This is a genomic window from Paraburkholderia piptadeniae (assembly GCF_900007165.1).
GTDB classification, from domain to species: domain Bacteria; phylum Pseudomonadota; class Gammaproteobacteria; order Burkholderiales; family Burkholderiaceae; genus Paraburkholderia; species Paraburkholderia piptadeniae.
In genome coordinates, this window is record NZ_CYGY02000002.1 from 62,276 (window position 1) to 78,041 (window position 15,766).

At 63.4% G+C, this 15,766-nt stretch carries 14 protein-coding genes and 1 tRNA gene; 4 read left to right on the plus strand and 11 right to left on the minus strand.

Features of this window, described 5'->3' with window-relative positions; genetic code table 11:
• Positions 1-63 precede the first annotated feature (63 nt).
• The 4 genes from mreC to rodA all read left to right on the plus strand — a co-directional run bounded on the left by mreC (position 64) and on the right by rodA (position 5,434).
• Complete coding sequence (mreC, locus tag BN2476_RS00630) at positions 64-1,158, plus strand: rod shape-determining protein MreC (RefSeq protein ID WP_087732227.1); 1,095 nt, start codon at positions 64-66, stop codon at positions 1,156-1,158.
• Positions 1,155-1,667 (plus strand): rod shape-determining protein MreD, encoded by a 513-nt coding sequence (gene mreD / locus BN2476_RS00635; RefSeq protein ID WP_087732228.1) that lies wholly within the window; start codon positions 1,155-1,157, stop codon positions 1,665-1,667. Before mreC ends, mreD begins: the two co-directional genes overlap by 4 nt.
• Positions 1,668-1,839: 172 nt before the next feature.
• On the plus strand, positions 1,840-4,275 hold the full coding sequence (gene mrdA / locus BN2476_RS00640; protein WP_087732229.1) for a penicillin-binding protein 2: 2,436 nt from the start codon (positions 1,840-1,842) through the stop codon (positions 4,273-4,275).
• A 10-nt stretch (positions 4,276-4,285) separates the two neighbouring features.
• Positions 4,286-5,434, plus strand: coding sequence for a rod shape-determining protein RodA (rodA, locus tag BN2476_RS00645; RefSeq protein WP_087732230.1), 1,149 nt, complete (start codon positions 4,286-4,288; stop codon positions 5,432-5,434).
• 64 nt (positions 5,435-5,498) lie between these two features.
• Here the strand turns inward: rodA and BN2476_RS00650 are convergent, their stop codons facing one another.
• From BN2476_RS00650 to htpX, 11 genes are all read right to left on the minus strand, one after another.
• Positions 5,499-6,218: a tetratricopeptide repeat protein gene (locus BN2476_RS00650; protein ID WP_087732231.1), complete on the minus strand. Its 720-nt coding sequence runs from the start codon at positions 6,216-6,218 to the stop codon at positions 5,499-5,501.
• Positions 6,215-6,997: an HpcH/HpaI aldolase family protein gene (locus BN2476_RS00655; protein ID WP_087732232.1), complete on the minus strand. Its 783-nt coding sequence runs from the start codon at positions 6,995-6,997 to the stop codon at positions 6,215-6,217. Before BN2476_RS00655 ends, BN2476_RS00650 begins: the two co-directional genes overlap by 4 nt.
• Positions 6,998-7,181: 184 nt before the next feature.
• Positions 7,182-7,625: a 6-carboxytetrahydropterin synthase QueD gene (gene queD / locus BN2476_RS00660; RefSeq protein ID WP_087732287.1), complete on the minus strand. Its 444-nt coding sequence runs from the start codon at positions 7,623-7,625 to the stop codon at positions 7,182-7,184.
• Between the two features lie 9 nt (positions 7,626-7,634).
• A complete protein-coding gene (gene queE / locus BN2476_RS00665) occupies positions 7,635-8,267 on the minus strand; it encodes a 7-carboxy-7-deazaguanine synthase (RefSeq protein WP_087732233.1) in 633 nt (210 codons plus the stop codon).
• 47 nt (positions 8,268-8,314) lie between these two features.
• Positions 8,315-9,046 carry a 7-cyano-7-deazaguanine synthase QueC gene (gene queC, locus BN2476_RS00670; protein ID WP_087732288.1) on the minus strand — a complete coding sequence of 244 codons (732 nt, stop codon included), beginning with the start codon at positions 9,044-9,046 and terminating at the stop codon, positions 8,315-8,317.
• Positions 9,047-9,392: 346 nt separating this feature from the next.
• A tRNA-Phe gene (locus tag BN2476_RS00675) sits at positions 9,393-9,468 on the minus strand.
• An 84-nt stretch (positions 9,469-9,552) separates the two neighbouring features.
• The gene (esaR, locus tag BN2476_RS00680; RefSeq protein WP_087732234.1) at positions 9,553-10,242 is read right to left on the minus strand and encodes a response regulator transcription factor EsaR; all 690 of its coding nucleotides are present in this window, start codon (positions 10,240-10,242) and stop codon (positions 9,553-9,555) included.
• Positions 10,243-12,657: a sensor histidine kinase gene (locus tag BN2476_RS00685; RefSeq protein ID WP_087732235.1), complete on the minus strand. Its 2,415-nt coding sequence runs from the start codon at positions 12,655-12,657 to the stop codon at positions 10,243-10,245. It abuts the gene before it with no gap.
• Positions 12,647-13,237: a DUF4390 domain-containing protein gene (locus tag BN2476_RS00690; RefSeq protein ID WP_087732236.1), complete on the minus strand. Its 591-nt coding sequence runs from the start codon at positions 13,235-13,237 to the stop codon at positions 12,647-12,649. Before BN2476_RS00690 ends, BN2476_RS00685 begins: the two co-directional genes overlap by 11 nt.
• On the minus strand, positions 13,234-14,658 hold the full coding sequence (rsmB, locus tag BN2476_RS00695) for a 16S rRNA (cytosine(967)-C(5))-methyltransferase RsmB (RefSeq protein WP_087732237.1): 1,425 nt from the start codon (positions 14,656-14,658) through the stop codon (positions 13,234-13,236). Before rsmB ends, BN2476_RS00690 begins: the two co-directional genes overlap by 4 nt.
• 216 nt (positions 14,659-14,874) lie before the next feature.
• Complete coding sequence (htpX, locus tag BN2476_RS00700) at positions 14,875-15,732, minus strand: zinc metalloprotease HtpX (RefSeq protein WP_087732238.1); 858 nt, start codon at positions 15,730-15,732, stop codon at positions 14,875-14,877.
• Positions 15,733-15,766: the final 34 nt, after the last annotated feature.

Below are 15,766 nucleotides of genomic sequence, written 5' to 3' on the forward strand. Positions count from 1 at the left end.
GTGCGTTGTGCGCGCAATCTGGCGCGCTGAAGTCTCACCCATTTGCTCACGCTCCCGGCGACCATGGAATACAGTCCGCCGCCCCTATTCAAGCAAGGCCCCTCGGCTCTCGCACGACTGATTTTCTTCGTGCTGGTGGCGCTCGCCCTGCTCATTTCCGACGCGCGCTTCAATACGCTCGAGATCGTTCGCGGCGTGCTCGGCGCGGGCCTGTATCCGTTGCAGCGCGCGGCGCTCGTGCCGCGCGACATCTTCATGGGCGCCGCCGATCTCGCCGTCACGAGCGCGACGCTGCGCAATGAAAACGCGAAGCTGCGCACACGCAATCTGCAGTTGTCACAACAGGCCAATGAAGCCGCGCAGCTCGGCGCTGAAAATGCGCATCTGCGCAATCTATTGCAGCTGTCGCAAAAGATGACGACGCAATCGATTCCCGCCGAAATCCAGTACGACACGCGCGATCCGTTCACGCAGAAGGTCGTGATCGGTCGCGGCTCGCAGCAGGGCATCAAGGGCGGATCGCCCGTCGTCAACGAAGACGGCGTGATCGGCCAGGTGACACGCGTGTTCCCGATGCAATCGGAAGTCACGCTGCTCACCGACAAGGATCAGGCAGTTCCCGTGCAGATCGTCCGCACGGGCTTGCGCAGCGTGATCTACGGCACGCCCAAGGGCGACGCGCTCGATCTGCGTTTCGTGCCGATCAGCGCCGACGTGCTCGCGGGCGATGAACTCGTGACGAGCGGTCTCGACGGCGTGTATCCGCCGGGGCTACCCGTCGCGAAGGTCGTGCGCGTCGACAAGCAGGCGGATACGGCTTTCGCGCGCGTCGTCTGCCAGCCGATCGCCCCTGTGCGCGGTGCTCGCGATCTGCTTGTCCTGCACTACGAAAGCAACGTGCCGCCGCGTCCCGCCGACGAACCCGATCCAGCCGCCGCCGCGAAGGAAGCGAAAAAGAAGAACGCGAAAGCGCCGGAGAAGGGCAAGCCGGGCGAGAAAGACGCGAAGCCGGCGCAGGCCGCATCGACGCCCGCAGCGGCGGCAGTTCCGGCAAAACCCGCGTCGTCGGTCAAGCCCGCCGGCAAGGCAGCGACCGAGAAGAAGCCGTCCGCCGAAAGGAACGCGAAGCCGCAAGCCGCGCAAGGGGCCCAGCAATGAATCGCCCGCAGTACATCCTGCAGCCCGTCAATCCCTACTTCATCGCGTTCAGCCTGGCCGCCGCGTTCCTGCTGAACATGATGCCGTGGGGACGCCTGATCGGCGTACCCGATTTCGTCGCGCTCGTGCTGCTGTTCTGGAACGTGCATCAGCCGCGCAAGGTCGGCATGGGCATCGCGTTCATGCTCGGCCTGTTGATGGATGTCCACAACGCAAGCCTGCTGGGCGAACATGCACTCGCGTACACGCTGCTCTCGTATGGCGCGATCACGATCCATCGCCGCGTGCTGTGGATGCCGATCGGCGTGCAGATTTTCGCCGTGATGCCGTTGCTCGTCGTCGCGCAACTCGTGCCCTTCGTGATCCGCCTGCTGACGGGGGCATCGTTTCCGGGCTGGGGTTATCTGATCGACGGTTTCGTCGAGGCCGCGCTCTGGCCCATCGCGAGCATTCTGCTGTTGATGCCGCAGCGCCGTCCCGCCGATCCGGACGACACGCGGCCCATCTGACGGCGCGCCGCCCACTCGCTCATGAACGCGCATCTGTGTTGCCGCCTTCACGATCGTCAGGCGGCACAATACGCGTCGGGGCAAGACGAAGCGGCGCCAAAGCCGGCTGCGCATCGGCGCATGACCGTCGAACTGAATCAAACCGCATAACCGGCAGTCCCTGCCCAACCGCATGACCGAATTCAAGGACACCCAGCAGCAGCTCACGAAATTCCGCCTGCGCGTCGCGGCGGCGGGGCTGTTCGTGTTCGTCTGCTTCGGGCTGATTGCATTCCGCTTCCTGTTTCTGCAAGTCTGGCATTACAGCAAGTACTCGCTGCAAGCCGACGAGAACCGCATCTCCGTCGCGCCGATCGTGCCGAACCGCGGCATCATCACGGACCGCAACGGCGTTGTGCTCGCGCGGAACTACTCGGCGTACACGCTCGAAATCACGCCGTCGAAGCTGAACGACTCGCTCGACAACGTGATCGACAATCTGTCGACCGTGGTCAACATCGATGCGCGCGACCGCCGGCGCTTCCGCAAGCTGCAGGAGGACTCGAAGAACTTCGAGAGCCTGCCGATCCGCACGCGCCTCACCGATGACGAAGTCGCGCGCTTCACCGCGCAGCGCTTCCGCTTTCCGGGCGTCGAAGTGCGCGCGCGGCTGTTCCGCCAATATCCGCTCGGACCGACGGCGGCGCACGTGATCGGCTACATCGGCCGCATTTCGCAGCGCGACCAGGACCGCATCGACGATGCCAGCGATCAGAACGACAGCGATCCCGATCACTATGATCCGCGCCTCGATGCGAACAACTACAAGGGCACCGACTACATCGGCAAGATCGGCGTCGAGCAGAGCTATGAAACGGAGCTGCACGGCCTGACGGGTTTCGAGGAGGTCGAAGTCACGGCGGGTGGGCGGCCCGTGCGCACGCTCTCGCGCACACAGGCGACGCCGGGCAACAACCTCGTGCTGTCGCTCGATATCGGCTTGCAGCAGGTCGCCGAGCAGGCGTTTGCGGGACGCCGCGGCGCGCTGGTCGCGATCGAACCGTCGACGGGCGACGTGCTCGCGTTCGTGTCGGCACCGAGCTTCGATCCGAACGCATTCGTCGACGGCATCGACCAGCAGACCTGGGACGAGCTCAACAACTCGCCGGATCACCCGCTGCTCAACCGTCCGCTGCACGGCACCTATCCGCCCGGCTCGACGTACAAGCCATTCATGGCGCTCGCTGCGCTGACGCTGCACAAGCGCACGCCGCAATGGGGCTTCCAGGACCCAGGCTCGTACACGTTCGGCGGCCACACGTTCCGCAACGACGTGCCGCAGGGCCAAGGGTGGATCGACATGAACCGCGCGATCATGGTGTCGAACGACACGTACTTCTACATGCTCGCGCACGATCTCGGCGTCAATGCGATCGCGAACTTCATGAAGCCGTGGGGCTTCGGCCAGATAACGGGCATCGACATCGCCGGCGAAGCACGCGGCATCCTGCCTTCGACGGACTGGAAGCGCAAGGCATACCGCAAGCCCGAGCAGCAGAAATGGTACGAAGGCGAGACGATCAGCCTCGGCATCGGCCAGGGCTACAACTCGTACACGATCCTGCAACTCGCGCACGCGACGGCGACGCTCGCAAACAACGCCACCGTCATGAAGCCGCACCTCGTGAAGGAAATCGAGAATCCGATCACGCGTGCACTGCGCGCCACCGTGCCGAAGGACGACGGACGCATCGACGTGAAGCAGTCGGACATCGACGTCATCAAGCGCGGCATGGAAAACGTGACGATGAACCCGTCGGGCACCGCGTATCAGGTGTTCCGCAATGCCGCGTATCTGTCGGCGGGCAAGACGGGGACGGCGCAGGTGTTCTCGCTGCAAGGCCAGAAGTACCACGGTCACGCGCTCGCCGAAAATCTTCGCGACCACGCGCTCTTCATCGCGTTCGCGCCCGCCGACAATCCGAAAATCGCGCTCGCGCTGATCGTCGAAAACGGCGGCTGGGGTGCGCAAGCGGCGGGCCCAATCGCGCGTCGCGTGCTCGACTACTACCTCGTCGACCGCGCGAAGCCTGGCGTCGAGGCCGCAGCCGTCACGGCGGCTGCATCGGCGACGGAAGAAACGTCGGCGCCTGTCATCGGCAGCGCGCCGCCCGCGCCCAACGGCGAGATTCAGCCCGTGTCGGTCGCGGCCGGCTTCACGGCGCTGCCGCCGCCCGCGGGCGCATCGACGCCGCATGCCGCGCCTGCATCGGATGCGTCCGGCGCGAATGCGGCGGGCGTTGGGGCCTCAGGTGCGGTAGCGGCTTCGGCAGCGGCTGCGTCGGCTTCAGGTTCGGCCGCTGTACCCGTGCCCGCCTCGGCCGCCAAATCCGCGAAGTCCGCCAAGGCGCCGCGCGGCGCGTCGGCGACTGCCGCGCCATCGGCGGCGGCGTCGTCCGTCGCGACATCGACCACGGCTGCGGCCCCCATCAAGGCATCCGACGCGCGCAAGTCACCACACAAACCCCGCCCGGCCAGCGAATCGCGGCCGGCCACCGCTGCGCCATCGCGCAACGACGAATCGCAGGCTGCCCCACGCGGTCCTGTGTCCGGCGGCATCGACGAGTAAGGAGAAAGGCATGCAAATCGACAAGCGCGCCTGGCTCGATCGCATCAAGAACATGTTCGCGGGGTTCGATCGCCCGCTCGCACTGATCGTATTCCTGCTGCTGTGCGTGGGCATCGTGACGCTTTATAGCGCGAGCATTGACATGCCCGGACGTGTCGAAGACCAGTTGCGCAACATCATCCTGACGTTCGGGCTGATGTGGGTGCTGGCCAACATCCCGCCTACGACGCTGATGCGCTTCGCCGTTCCCATCTACACATTCGGGGTCGCGTTGCTCGTGGCCGTCGCGATGTTCGGCCTGACGCGGAAAGGCGCCAAGCGCTGGATCAACGTCGGCGTCGTGATCCAGCCGTCGGAGATCCTGAAGATCGCGACACCGCTGATGCTCGCGTGGTACTACCAGCGGCGCGAGGGCAATATCCGTTGGTGGGATTACATCGTCGGTCTGATCATTCTCGCCGTGCCCGTCGGCCTGATCGCGAAGCAGCCCGATCTCGGGACAGCCGTGCTCGTGTTCGCATCGGGGCTCTTCGTCATCTACTTCGCGGGACTGAGCTTCAAGCTGATCGTGCCCGTGCTGGTCGCGGGCGTGATTGCAGTCGGCGCGATTGCGACTTTCCAGGACAAGATCTGCCAGCCGGAAGTGCAATGGCCGCTGATGCACGATTATCAGAAGCACCGCATCTGCACGCTGCTCGATCCGACATCCGACCCGTTGGGCAAAGGCTTCCATACGATTCAGGCCGTGATCGCGATCGGCTCGGGCGGCCCGCTCGGCAAGGGCTGGCTGAAGGGCACGCAGGCGCACCTCGAATTCATTCCGGAGAAGCACACCGACTTCATCTTCGCGGTGTTCGCCGAGGAATTCGGTCTGGCGGGCGGCGTCGTTCTGCTGACGCTCTACATGGCGTTGATCGCACGCGGTCTGTACATCGCGGCGAATGGCGCGACACTGTTCGGCCGATTACTGGCCGGATCGCTGACGATGGCGTTCTTCACCTACGCGTTCGTGAACATCGGCATGGTGAGTGGGATTCTTCCCGTGGTGGGTGTGCCCTTGCCGTTCATGAGTTACGGCGGCACCGCACTGACGACGCTCGGTTTTGCGATTGGTCTCATCATGAACGTCGGACGGCAGAAGCGTCTGATGCAGAGTTAATCCGCGAGTCCTACGTCCTATTCGCATAGCAAAACGGCGCCTGAAAATTGTCAGGCGCCGTTTTTTATTGAGGCTTCGCTTCGTGCGACTCGCGCAGTTGCGCGCTTAGTTGCTGATACTTGAGCCGCGCCGCCGGATCGCCTTGCGCGGCCGCCGCCGCGTAATAGGCGCGCGCAACGTTCAGATTCTGCGGAACACCATCGCCGCCGCGCTCGTAGAACGAGCCTGTCACGTACTGCGCGGTCATGTCGCCGCCCTCGGCGGCCTTCTTGTACCACACGAACGCCTGCTGATTGTCACGCGCGGTGCCGCGTCCGTCGAGAAACTGGTTCGCGAGCGCCAGTTCGGCCTGAATGTGCCCTTGCTGCGCAGCCTTCAGAAACCATTGATGCGCCTCCACGGGATCGCGCGTGACGAACTCGCCGTCGTCGTACATCTTCCCGTACACGTATTGCGCATGCGACATATTGGCGTCAGCGGCCTTGCGCAGCCACTTCTTGCCTTCTTCGACATTGACAGGACCGCCTTCGCCGTTCAGCAGCATCATCGCGTAGTTGAATTCGGCGAGACGGCTGCCGCGCTGTGCGGCCTTGCGAAATTCGGCAAGCGCGGACGTAAAGTTGCCGGCGTTGTAATCGGCGACAGCCGTTTGCGTTTCCAGATCCGACGCGGGCGGCATCTTGCTCTGCGCATGCGCCGCCGCGCCCGCCGCCAATGCGGTCAATACGACAGCGCGAGCCGCGCAACCTGCTATGCGCGCTGCGCTCAACGACACCAGCTTCATGACCGAACCTCCTGCAATGCCTGTCGCGTGGTGCGCAACAGCCACATTACGTCGGCAGCGAGCGCGATGAAACGAAAGCCTTCCGACCGGTATTGCCGCGCGCTCGCGACATCCATGGCAAAAATGCCCGTCGCGACGCGCGCCCGATGCGCAACATCCAAAATGTGCTTCATCGCGTCCTGGACTTCAGGGTGTTTTGAATCGCCGAGATGACCGAGACTCGCCGCGAGATCCGCCGGTCCGACGAACAGGCAATCGATGCCCGGTGTCGCCGCGATCTGCTCCAGATGCTCGAGGGCGCGCGTCGATTCGATCTGTACGATCGTGGCAATTTGCGCGTTCGCGTTCTGCAAATAGTCGCGTCGCATTCCGTATGCCGCTGCACGAACCGCGCCTGCGACGCCACGCAGGCCGTCCGGTCCTTCGGCTGTCGCATATTGCGTTAGCCGGACCGCATGGGCCGCTTCGTCAGCCGTCTCGATGTTCGGAAACATCAGCGTGCGCGCGCCCGCATCGAGCACGCGCTTGACGAGCCACGGCTCGACGGCGGGCAAGCGAACGACGGGCTCCGTCGGCAGATGCGCTGCCGCAATTGCGCGCAATTGCCCCGTCACGTCGATGCTGTCGTTCGGCGCGTGCTCCATATCGATCAGCAGCCAGTCGAAACCGGCGTGCGCGAGCGCTTCGGCGGCGCTGTCGCTGCCGAGCGACAGCCACATGCCGAACAGCGGGTCGGGCTCTTTCAGGCGCAGCTTGAGTGGATTCGTGAACGTGCTCATTGCGCGCCTCCGTCGCCGTCGAACGCGGCCGAGCACAGACTTGAGCGAAAGACTACGCGGCCCGAACGGCCGACGTGAAAGGTGTCGTCATTGTGGCGGGCGTGGCGCCCGCTGCAAATCGCGGTGACCGGCATGTCTCGCTCCGTGTGATTATCGAAACGATCATACCTTGACAATAAACCGTTTAGTCGCGGACCACGTCGGCCCAGCAATTCGGCGTCTCATACAGACGCACTTTGTGCAGACGCAGATTGACGCCGTAGTGCGCGTCGTAGACGTTCGCGAGAATCTCGAACGCGGCGGCCGCGAGATTTTCGACGGTCGGAATGCGGTCGAGCACGACCGTCTTGTGACCAGCCATCGAATCCAGAAAACCGCGCACCTGCGTATCGCCTTCGTAGACGAGGAACGCGTGATCCCACTTGTCGACGAGATGCTCGTTCGCGAGCGCCTTCACGTCGGCGAAATCCATCACCATGCCGCGATCGGGCGCGCCTTCCGTTTCGACGAGATCGCCTTGCAGCGTGATTTCCAGCACGTAGCGATGCCCGTGCAGATTACGGCACTGGCTGCGGTGATCGGGAATGCGGTGGCCCGCATCGAATTCGAGTTTTCGGGTAATCGTCAGCACGGCAAATCAGGGAATGTTCAGGTACTTGTGAGTCTGCATCGACAGGCGCCACTGCGGGTGGCGCTTGCACCACTCGATCGCGAGCTTCGTATTGATGTCGCGCGAAGGGCCGTCCATCGGCTGCACGAGGAAATAATCGAAGTCGAGCTTCGCGTAGTCGGCGAGACGCTGGTTCTCCTGCGGCACCACCACTTTCAGTTCGTTGCCTTTGGTCTGCACGAGCGGCGCGTCGGCTTTCGGACTCACGCAGATCCAGTCGATCGTGTCGAGCACGGGCAGCGAGCCGTTCGTCTCGATGGCGATTTCGAAGCCGGCCGCGTGCAGCGCGTCGACGAACGGCTGGTCGATCTGCAACATCGGCTCGCCTCCCGTGCACACCACGAAACGCTGATCTTCACCTTCCGGCCACAACGAAGCGATCTTCGCGGCCAGCTCTTCGGGCGTGCGGAATTTGCCGCCGTTCTCGCCGTCGGTGCCGACGAAATCGGTATCGCAGAACTTGCACACGGCGTCGGCGCGATCTTCTTCACGACCCGACCACAGATTGCATCCGGCGAACCGGCAAAACACGGCCGGGCGCCCGGCGTTCGCGCCTTCACCCTGCAACGTGTAGAAAATTTCCTTGACCGCGTACGTCATGCTGCTTCTGCCTGATGCTCCGTGAAGCCTGTTGATGTCTCTTTCGCTTAGGCCGGTTCCGTGACCTGCTCGCCGTTCAGATATGCTTCGTACCCGCGCTTGCGCAAACGGCAGGCAGGGCACTCGCCGCAGCCGAATCCCCACGCATGCAACTCCGAGCGCTCGCCGAGATAGCAGGTGTGCGTTTCGATGCGGATCAGCTCGACCAGTGCGTCGCCGCCCAGCGTATGCGCGAGGCGCCACGTGTCCGCCTTGTCGATCCACATCAGTGGCGTCTCCAGCACGAAGCGGCTGTCCATGCCGAGATTCAGCGTGGCTTGCAGCGCCTTCATCGTGTCGTCGCGGCAGTCCGGGTAGCCGGAAAAGTCCGTCTCGCACATTCCGCCGACCAGCACGCGCAACCCGCGACGATACGCAATCGCCGCCGCAATCGTCATGAACATCAGATTGCGGCCGGGCACGAAGGTGTTCGGCAGGCCGTTCGATGCCGCGTGAATCTCGATGTCGCGCGTCATCGCCGTTTCGCTGATCGAGCCGAGCACGGACAGATCGATCATGTGATCGTCGCCGAGCCGTTCGCCCCACTCGGGAAACGTGCGCGCCACTGCGCTGCGGAAACCCTCGCGGCATTCGAGCTCGACCCGGTGCCGCTGCCCGTAGTCGAAACCCAGCGTTTCGACGGTTTCGTACCGATCCAGCGCCCAGGCGAGACAGGTGGCCGAATCCTGGCCACCGGAAAACAGCACCAGGGCGCTACTCTTGGCGTCTTTGCGGGTCACTGCCAAACTCCGTGTAGGTTGATGCCGCGCACAAGCAGTGCCTGGCGGCGCGCGGGCCGGCACCGATGCCGGCTCAAGCAGTATAGGCTGCGGCTTTCACGCGCCAAGCTGCCTGGATTTATACCGCCAATTGTCCGCCAAGGAGTTTCACGCCGCACGCCGCCTCGGACCTGAAACGAAAAAGGACTTGCGAAGAACACGTGGCAAGTCCTTGATAAAACGTGATTTTATCACGCGGAGCCTTGCGCCGCTCGCGGCGCGCCGCGCGATGTCCCGCGGCGAATCGGCATATCGTCCGCACATAGGAAAAGCCCCAGGAATCTTGCGATTTCCTGGGGCCGAATCCTGGTGGCCTGGGGCGGAATCGAACCACCGACACGCGGATTTTCAATCCGCTGCTCTACCAACTGAGCTACCGGGCCAACGAAGAAGCGAGAGTATAGCAAGCGATTTTCTGTTTCTCAAGCCCTTCCCGAAAAAACTTCCAACCGAAAAAGGCCCTCTGCCTACTCGCCTTTGTTCTTGCCGAGATCGACGCCCAGCTGCTTGAGCTTGCGATACAGGTGCGTACGTTCGAGCCCGGTCTTCTCCGCGACGCGCGTCATGCTGCCGTTCTCGCGCGCGAGGTGATACTCGAAGTACGCTCGCTCGAACGCATCGCGCGCGTCACGCAGCGGAATATCGAACGAAATCGACGCTGTCTGCGCCGACAGCATGCCGCCGCCCATGTTGTCCGCGGACATCATCGGCAGCGCCGCCGCCGATGCCACAGCCGACGCATTCGCAGCCATCGCCGGCTTGGCCGCCATGCCGCCCGCAGCGGGAGACGCGCTACCGCGCGCAAGCCCCTGCTCGACCGCCTTCAGCAGCTTTTGCAGCGCGATCGGCTTTTCGAGGAAGTTAAGCGCACCGATCTTCGTCGCTTCGACAGCGGTATCGATGGTCGCGTGGCCCGACATCATGATGACGGGCATCGTCAGAAGCGCTTGCGCGGCCCACTCCTTGAGCAGCGTTACGCCATCGGTATCGGGCATCCAGATGTCGAGCAGCACCAGATCAGGTGCCTGACGAAGCCGGTAGTCACGCGCCTCCTGTGCGTTTTCCGCGACTTCCACGACATGTCCCTCGTCGCTCAGGATCTCCGAGAGCAATTCCCGGATGCCCATTTCATCATCTACCACCAGGATGGTTGCCATTTACGCTGCCCTTGTCTGCACTGTTGCTTTTGTCTTTCCCTGCGGCGCGCTGCCGTGCACCGCCTGCGGCCCGCTTCCAGGCGCCGCAGCATTGTTATCTGCGAGTTGAAGGAAGAGGATGGAAATTTGCGCGCCTTCGATTACGTCGCCTGCTTTCAGACGATTGCGTATATCGATTCGTGCGCCGTGTTCATCGACGATCTTCTTGACCATGGCAAGTCCGAGACCTGTACCTTTGGCTTTGGTCGTCACATAAGGTTCGAACGCGCGCGTAAGGATGCGCGCGGGGAAGCCCGGACCGTTGTCCGACACGGTCAATCGCACTGCGACGCTCACTTTGCCGTCTGCATCGGGATCGCCATATTCTACTGTCCTCGTCTCGAGCAACACACGGGGGTGCTCGACATCGGCGACAGCATCCTGCGCGTTCTGAAGCAGGTTATGGATCACCTGACGCAATTGCGTCGCGTCTCCGCGTATAACGGGCAAGTCCGCCATTTCGACGACAATCGCGCTCTTGCCCTCTTCGATTCCGTACAGCGTGAGCACTTCGCTCACGAGTTCGTTCAGTTGCAGATTCGCGAGCACGGCAGGTGGCGTGCGCGCATAGTCGCGGAAATCGTCGACCATCTGCTTCATCGCCGCAACCTGATTCACGATTGTAGTAGCGCCACGTTTCAATACTTCGGCATCCGACGGCGCGAGCTTGTCGGAGAGCTTCATCTGCAAGCGTTCAGCGGAAAGCTGGATCGGCGTCAGCGGATTCTTGATCTCGTGCGCGAGACGCCGCGCGACTTCGCCCCATGCGATCGAACGCTGCGCGGAGATCACGTCGGAAATATCGTCGAACACGACGACATAGCCGGACGTCTCTTCATCGTCGCTGTCGTTGCCCGCCGCCGATACGAGCCGCGCGCCGCGCGCGAGCAGCGTCAGCGGATCGGTTTCGCCCGGTATTTGCAGGGCCATCTGCTGCTGCCAGTGTCCCGTGTCGTCCTGATCGCCGCCCGCTGCTTCGAGATCGGCAAACGCCTTGCGCACCATCGCGCCGAATTCGCTCAACACGCCAATGCGCTCGAGCGACGAACCGAGCATCGACGCGAACGGCTGGCGGAAGATGCGTTCCGCGCCGCGATTGACCGTCATCAAACGAAACTGCCGGTCGAACACGAACACGCCCGCTGTCAGGTTCGCGAGAATGCTTTCGAGGTAAGCCTTCGAATGTTCGAGCGCGACGCGGTTGGCCTCGACGGCTGCACGCGCTTCCGACAACTGCCGCGTCATCGCGTTGAACGACTGCGTGAGGAAGCCGAGTTCGTCGCGCGACTTGATTTCGCGCTTCGGCGTGTAGTCGCCTTCCGTCACTTCTTTCGTGCCCTGCGCGAGCAGGAACAGCGGCCGCGCAAGCTGATTGCCGAGCGCGAGAGCAAGCATCATCGCGATGAAGGTTGCGAGAAAGAGCGCGAGCGTCAGCGTGCCGATGTACATCTTGCGCAGGCCTGTGCGCCCGATCGCCTTCTCCTGGTACTCGCGATATGCGCGCTGTACGGCATCCGCATTGCGCGCCAATGTCTGCGACACCGGCTGCGTGAGTTGCAGGAAGCGCTCAGTGGGTTGCAGCAGCGACGCGTTGGTGTCGGGAATGCGCTGCACGATGCGCAGACGCAATGCACCCTTTGCGCCGCGCGCTTTGGGATCGCCGTCCACTTCGCCTTCGATCGACGCGAAGCCGCGGCCGCGCGCCTGATCGATCATCATCGGCGTGGGCAGGTCGCTCGGCACGAGCGATGCATAGTTGCTCGTCGCCTGCGCGACGACGTGCATGTCCGGCGCCGCGCCCGACATGCTGCGCGTCGGCTCGACGATCGTCGCGTCCTGCACGCCGAACTGATCGCGCAGACGCAGCAGAGTGAGCGTCGTCCCTGCGGAATCGGCGCTCGCGAGCTGCTCGGCCATCAGACGGCCCTTGGTCTGCAGATCGGACAGCGATGCGTCGAGCATCCCGCGTCCGAGATTCAGCCCCGACGTGAGCGCGGTTTCGACATTCACGTCGAACCACGACTCGATACTGCGCGACACGAACTGATACGACACGATGTAGATGATGCCGCCCGGCACCACGCCGACGAGCGCGAAGAAGAACGCGAGCTTCGCGAGCAGCCTCGTGCCGAATTTGCCCTTGCGTAATCGCGTGACGATGATCACCACGAGCACTGCGACGATCAGCATGAAGATCAGCGCAACCGCGACATTGGCCGCATAGAGCCAGCCATAGTAGCGGTCGAAGAACTCGGTGTTCGCGCTCGCCGCCGCGAGCAGCACGAGCAGCAGGACGGCCGTGACGGCCACCGTCGACACGAGCAACCGGACGACAATGCTGCTGACACTGGTGGCGCGGCGCACTTTATTTAGCACGTTCGGTCACCGTGAAAGTAAAACGCTTCCAGTCGGAAGCAAGGTTCCAGTCGCGGTTGTTGACCGCGTCGATCTGGAACGGCTTGGGCATCAATGCGATATCGAGTTGCATACGCACCGATGCGTTGTACGTTTCTCCCGCATGAACCTGGTTGCGATCGATCACGTGCCACGACGTGACATGCTTGATGACGGCCAGCGCCTCGTTGAGCGAGGCGAAGCCGAGTTGCAGGCCGCCCGTCGATACGCGGTACTCGCGCGTGAGCGGCTGGAACGATAGTCGAATGCTTTGCGATACGCTCACCGGCTGTTCATCGAACCAGTACCAGCGCGGCCGGCTCAGTTCGAAGTCCGTTGTGAAGTAAAGCGGTATGCCTTTGTTGACGGCATCTTCGAGATTGCTGTTCAGCTCGAAGTCGAAGCGCGCGTCGAGGCTCCACCCGCTGCCGTCGGATTGCAGGGACGCGCGCTGCACGGCGATCGATTCGGCACGCGCCGGTCCGGCTGCCGTGAGGCAAAGGGCTAGCGCAATCCAGAGCGCCGCCGCGAGCCGTAGCGGAAGAAAGCGTTTGATGATCACCGTTTCTGAAAGCGCGCGTAGAAGAATCCGTCGTGGTCTAAGCTCGAACCAGTGCTTTGTCCGGCGCGGGCGCCAGCCGAAACATCGGCGGGCGCGCGGGCGACTGCTGGGAGCAGTTGCCCCGGCGCGTCCAATCGTACCGCATCCGCGTGTCGGTTTCCAAACCACTCGGCCTGCAACTCGCCTTCTTCGGGAAAGATCGAGCACGTAACGTACAGCAATTCTCCGCCCGGTTTGACGAGCGGCCACAGCGCTTCGAGAATGCGGCGCTGTTCTTCGACGAGCGCGGGAATGTCCGACGCGCGGCGCAGCCAGCGAATGTCCGGATGGCGGCGCACGATGCCCGACGCGGAGCAAGGCACGTCAGCGAGAATGCGATCGAATGGCTGATCGGCGGCGTCGTGCCATTGAGTGGGATTGCCTGCGTCGCCGATGCGCACGTGCGCGTTCAGCTTCACACGCTGCAGATTTTCGCCGATACGCCGCGCGCGCGTCGCATCGCTTTCGAGCGCGATCAGGTCGATGTTCGCGAGTTCGAGCAGATGACCCGTCTTGCCGCCGGGCGCCGCGCACGCATCGAGCACGCGCATGCCGTCGCGCACGCCGAGCCATTGCGCCGCGAGCTGCGCACCCGCGTCCTGCACGGAGACGACGCCTTCGTTGAAGCCCGGAATCCGATCGACGGGCATCGGCGCGTCAAGACGCACCGCGTGATCGCCGATCTGTGTCGCCGGAATCTGATGCTCGCGCAACGTTTGCAGATACGCATCGACTGTCGCGTGACGCGCGCTCACGCGAAGCGTCAGCGGACCCTGGCTGTTGCCAGCGGTGAGAATGTCTTGCCACGCATCGGGCCATGCTTTGCGAACGGTGTCGATCCACCAGACGGGGTAGTTCCAGCGAGCGACTTCATCGTTCTGCGCGTCGGCCAGCAGCGATTCACGTTCACGCAAGAAGTTACGCAGCACCGCGTTGACCAGCCCCTTCGCGAACGCAAACTCGCGCCGCGCGCCGATCGTATTCACGGCCTGATCGACGACCGTGAACGGCGCGTAGGCAGCGTTGCTCTCTTCATCGACGAGCAACGCGAGCGCGCAGACCAGCACGTGTCCGACATGCGGCGGCGGTGCTTTGCGCACGAGCTTCGCGACTAGCCATTCGGCCGTGCCGAGCCGGCGCATCGTTCGGTACGCGATGTCTTGCACGGCGCCACGCGACGCCGCCGCGACACCTTCCGGCAGCGACATGAAAATCGAATGCAGGGCTGCGGGCAGTGCCGCGCCCAGGCGAACGGCGCCGACCGATTGGGCTGCGCAGTCGAGCGCGAAGGCGAGCGATTCAGGCGCGAGATGCAATGTCGACAGACGGGTGTCGCGCGAACGCGGCGGCGAAATGGGACGCTGAGAAGGCTTTCGGGTCATGAACGGGCGGAAAACGGGCGCTTACGGAGGGTGTCGCGCAAACGCCACATTGTAGCGTGACGCCGACCGGGGACTGGCGCGCTGGCCTTCGACGGTCTTTCGAAGCACGTCAGCGATGGCGCGGATTTCGAGCCAGAAAAAAAAAGGGGCGAGTCCAACTCGCCCTTTTTTGCGCTCCCGTCGCGGGATGCCCTGCAGAACGATCCCAGCGTTCGTTTATTCGAAGCGCCCCGTGCGTGCCATCTCCATCAGACGCGCAATGCGCTCCTCCGTTGACGGGTGCGTCGAGAACAGGTTCTGGATGCCACCGCCCGATAGCGGATTCATGATCATCATCTGCGCGGTGGCCGGGTGCGCCTCGGCCGTCGGGAACGGGATGCCGTTCGCGTAGCGGTGGATCTTGTCGAGCGCTGACGCGAGCGCCTGAGGGTCGCCCGAAATCTGCGCGCCGCCACGGTCCGCCTCGAACTCGCGCGCCCGCGAAATCGCCATCTGGATCAGCGCGCCCGCGATCGGCGCGAGAAGCGCGACGGCAATGCTCGCGATCGGGTTTGCCGGGCGGCCATTCTCGTCGCGGCCACCGAAGAACATTGCAAAGTTCGCGAGCGCGGAAATCGCGCCTGCCATCGTTGCCGAAATGGTCGAGATCAGGATGTCGCGGTGCTTCACGTGCGCCAGTTCGTGCGCCATCACGCCGCGCATTTCACGCTCGGACAGCGCGCGCAGAATGCCCGTCGTCGCGGCCACGGCCGCGTGTTCGGGATTGCGGCCCGTCGCGAATGCATTGGGTTGTTCTTCGTCGATCAGGTAGACGCGCGGCATCGGCAGATTGGCGCGCGTCGCCAGGTCGCGAACCATCCGGTAGAACTGCGGCGCGCTCGTTTCGTCCACTTCCTGCGCGTTGTACATGCGCAAGACCATCTTGTCCGAAAACCAGTACGAAAAGAAATTCATCCCGAGCGCGATCAGCAACGCGAGCATCATGCCGCGCTGGCCGCCGATCATGCCGCCAATCACGATGAAGAGCGCCGTGATTGCGGCCATCAGCATCGCGGTTTTCACCCAGTTGAACATATCCAGAACTCCTTGCCCGTCACGCGGATCTTTA

Excerpts from the sequence above, each read along its gene's own strand:
- mreC (WP_087732227.1), top strand. The coding sequence starts at position 64 with ATGGAATACAGTCCGCCGCCCCTATTCAAGCAAGGCCCCTCGGCTCTC.
- mreD (WP_087732228.1), top strand. The coding sequence starts at position 1,155 with ATGAATCGCCCGCAGTACATCCTGCAGCCCGTCAATCCCTACTTCATC.
- mrdA (WP_087732229.1), top strand. The coding sequence starts at position 1,840 with ATGACCGAATTCAAGGACACCCAGCAGCAGCTCACGAAATTCCGCCTG.
- rodA (WP_087732230.1), top strand. The coding sequence starts at position 4,286 with ATGCAAATCGACAAGCGCGCCTGGCTCGATCGCATCAAGAACATGTTC.
- BN2476_RS00650 (WP_087732231.1), bottom strand. The coding sequence starts at position 6,218 with ATGAAGCTGGTGTCGTTGAGCGCAGCGCGCATAGCAGGTTGCGCGGCT.
- BN2476_RS00655 (WP_087732232.1), bottom strand. The coding sequence starts at position 6,997 with ATGAGCACGTTCACGAATCCACTCAAGCTGCGCCTGAAAGAGCCCGAC.
- queE (WP_087732233.1), bottom strand. The coding sequence starts at position 8,267 with ATGACGTACGCGGTCAAGGAAATTTTCTACACGTTGCAGGGTGAAGGC.
- esaR (WP_087732234.1), bottom strand. The coding sequence starts at position 10,242 with ATGGCAACCATCCTGGTGGTAGATGATGAAATGGGCATCCGGGAATTG.
- rsmB (WP_087732237.1), bottom strand. The coding sequence starts at position 14,658 with ATGACCCGAAAGCCTTCTCAGCGTCCCATTTCGCCGCCGCGTTCGCGC.
- htpX (WP_087732238.1), bottom strand. The coding sequence starts at position 15,732 with ATGTTCAACTGGGTGAAAACCGCGATGCTGATGGCCGCAATCACGGCG.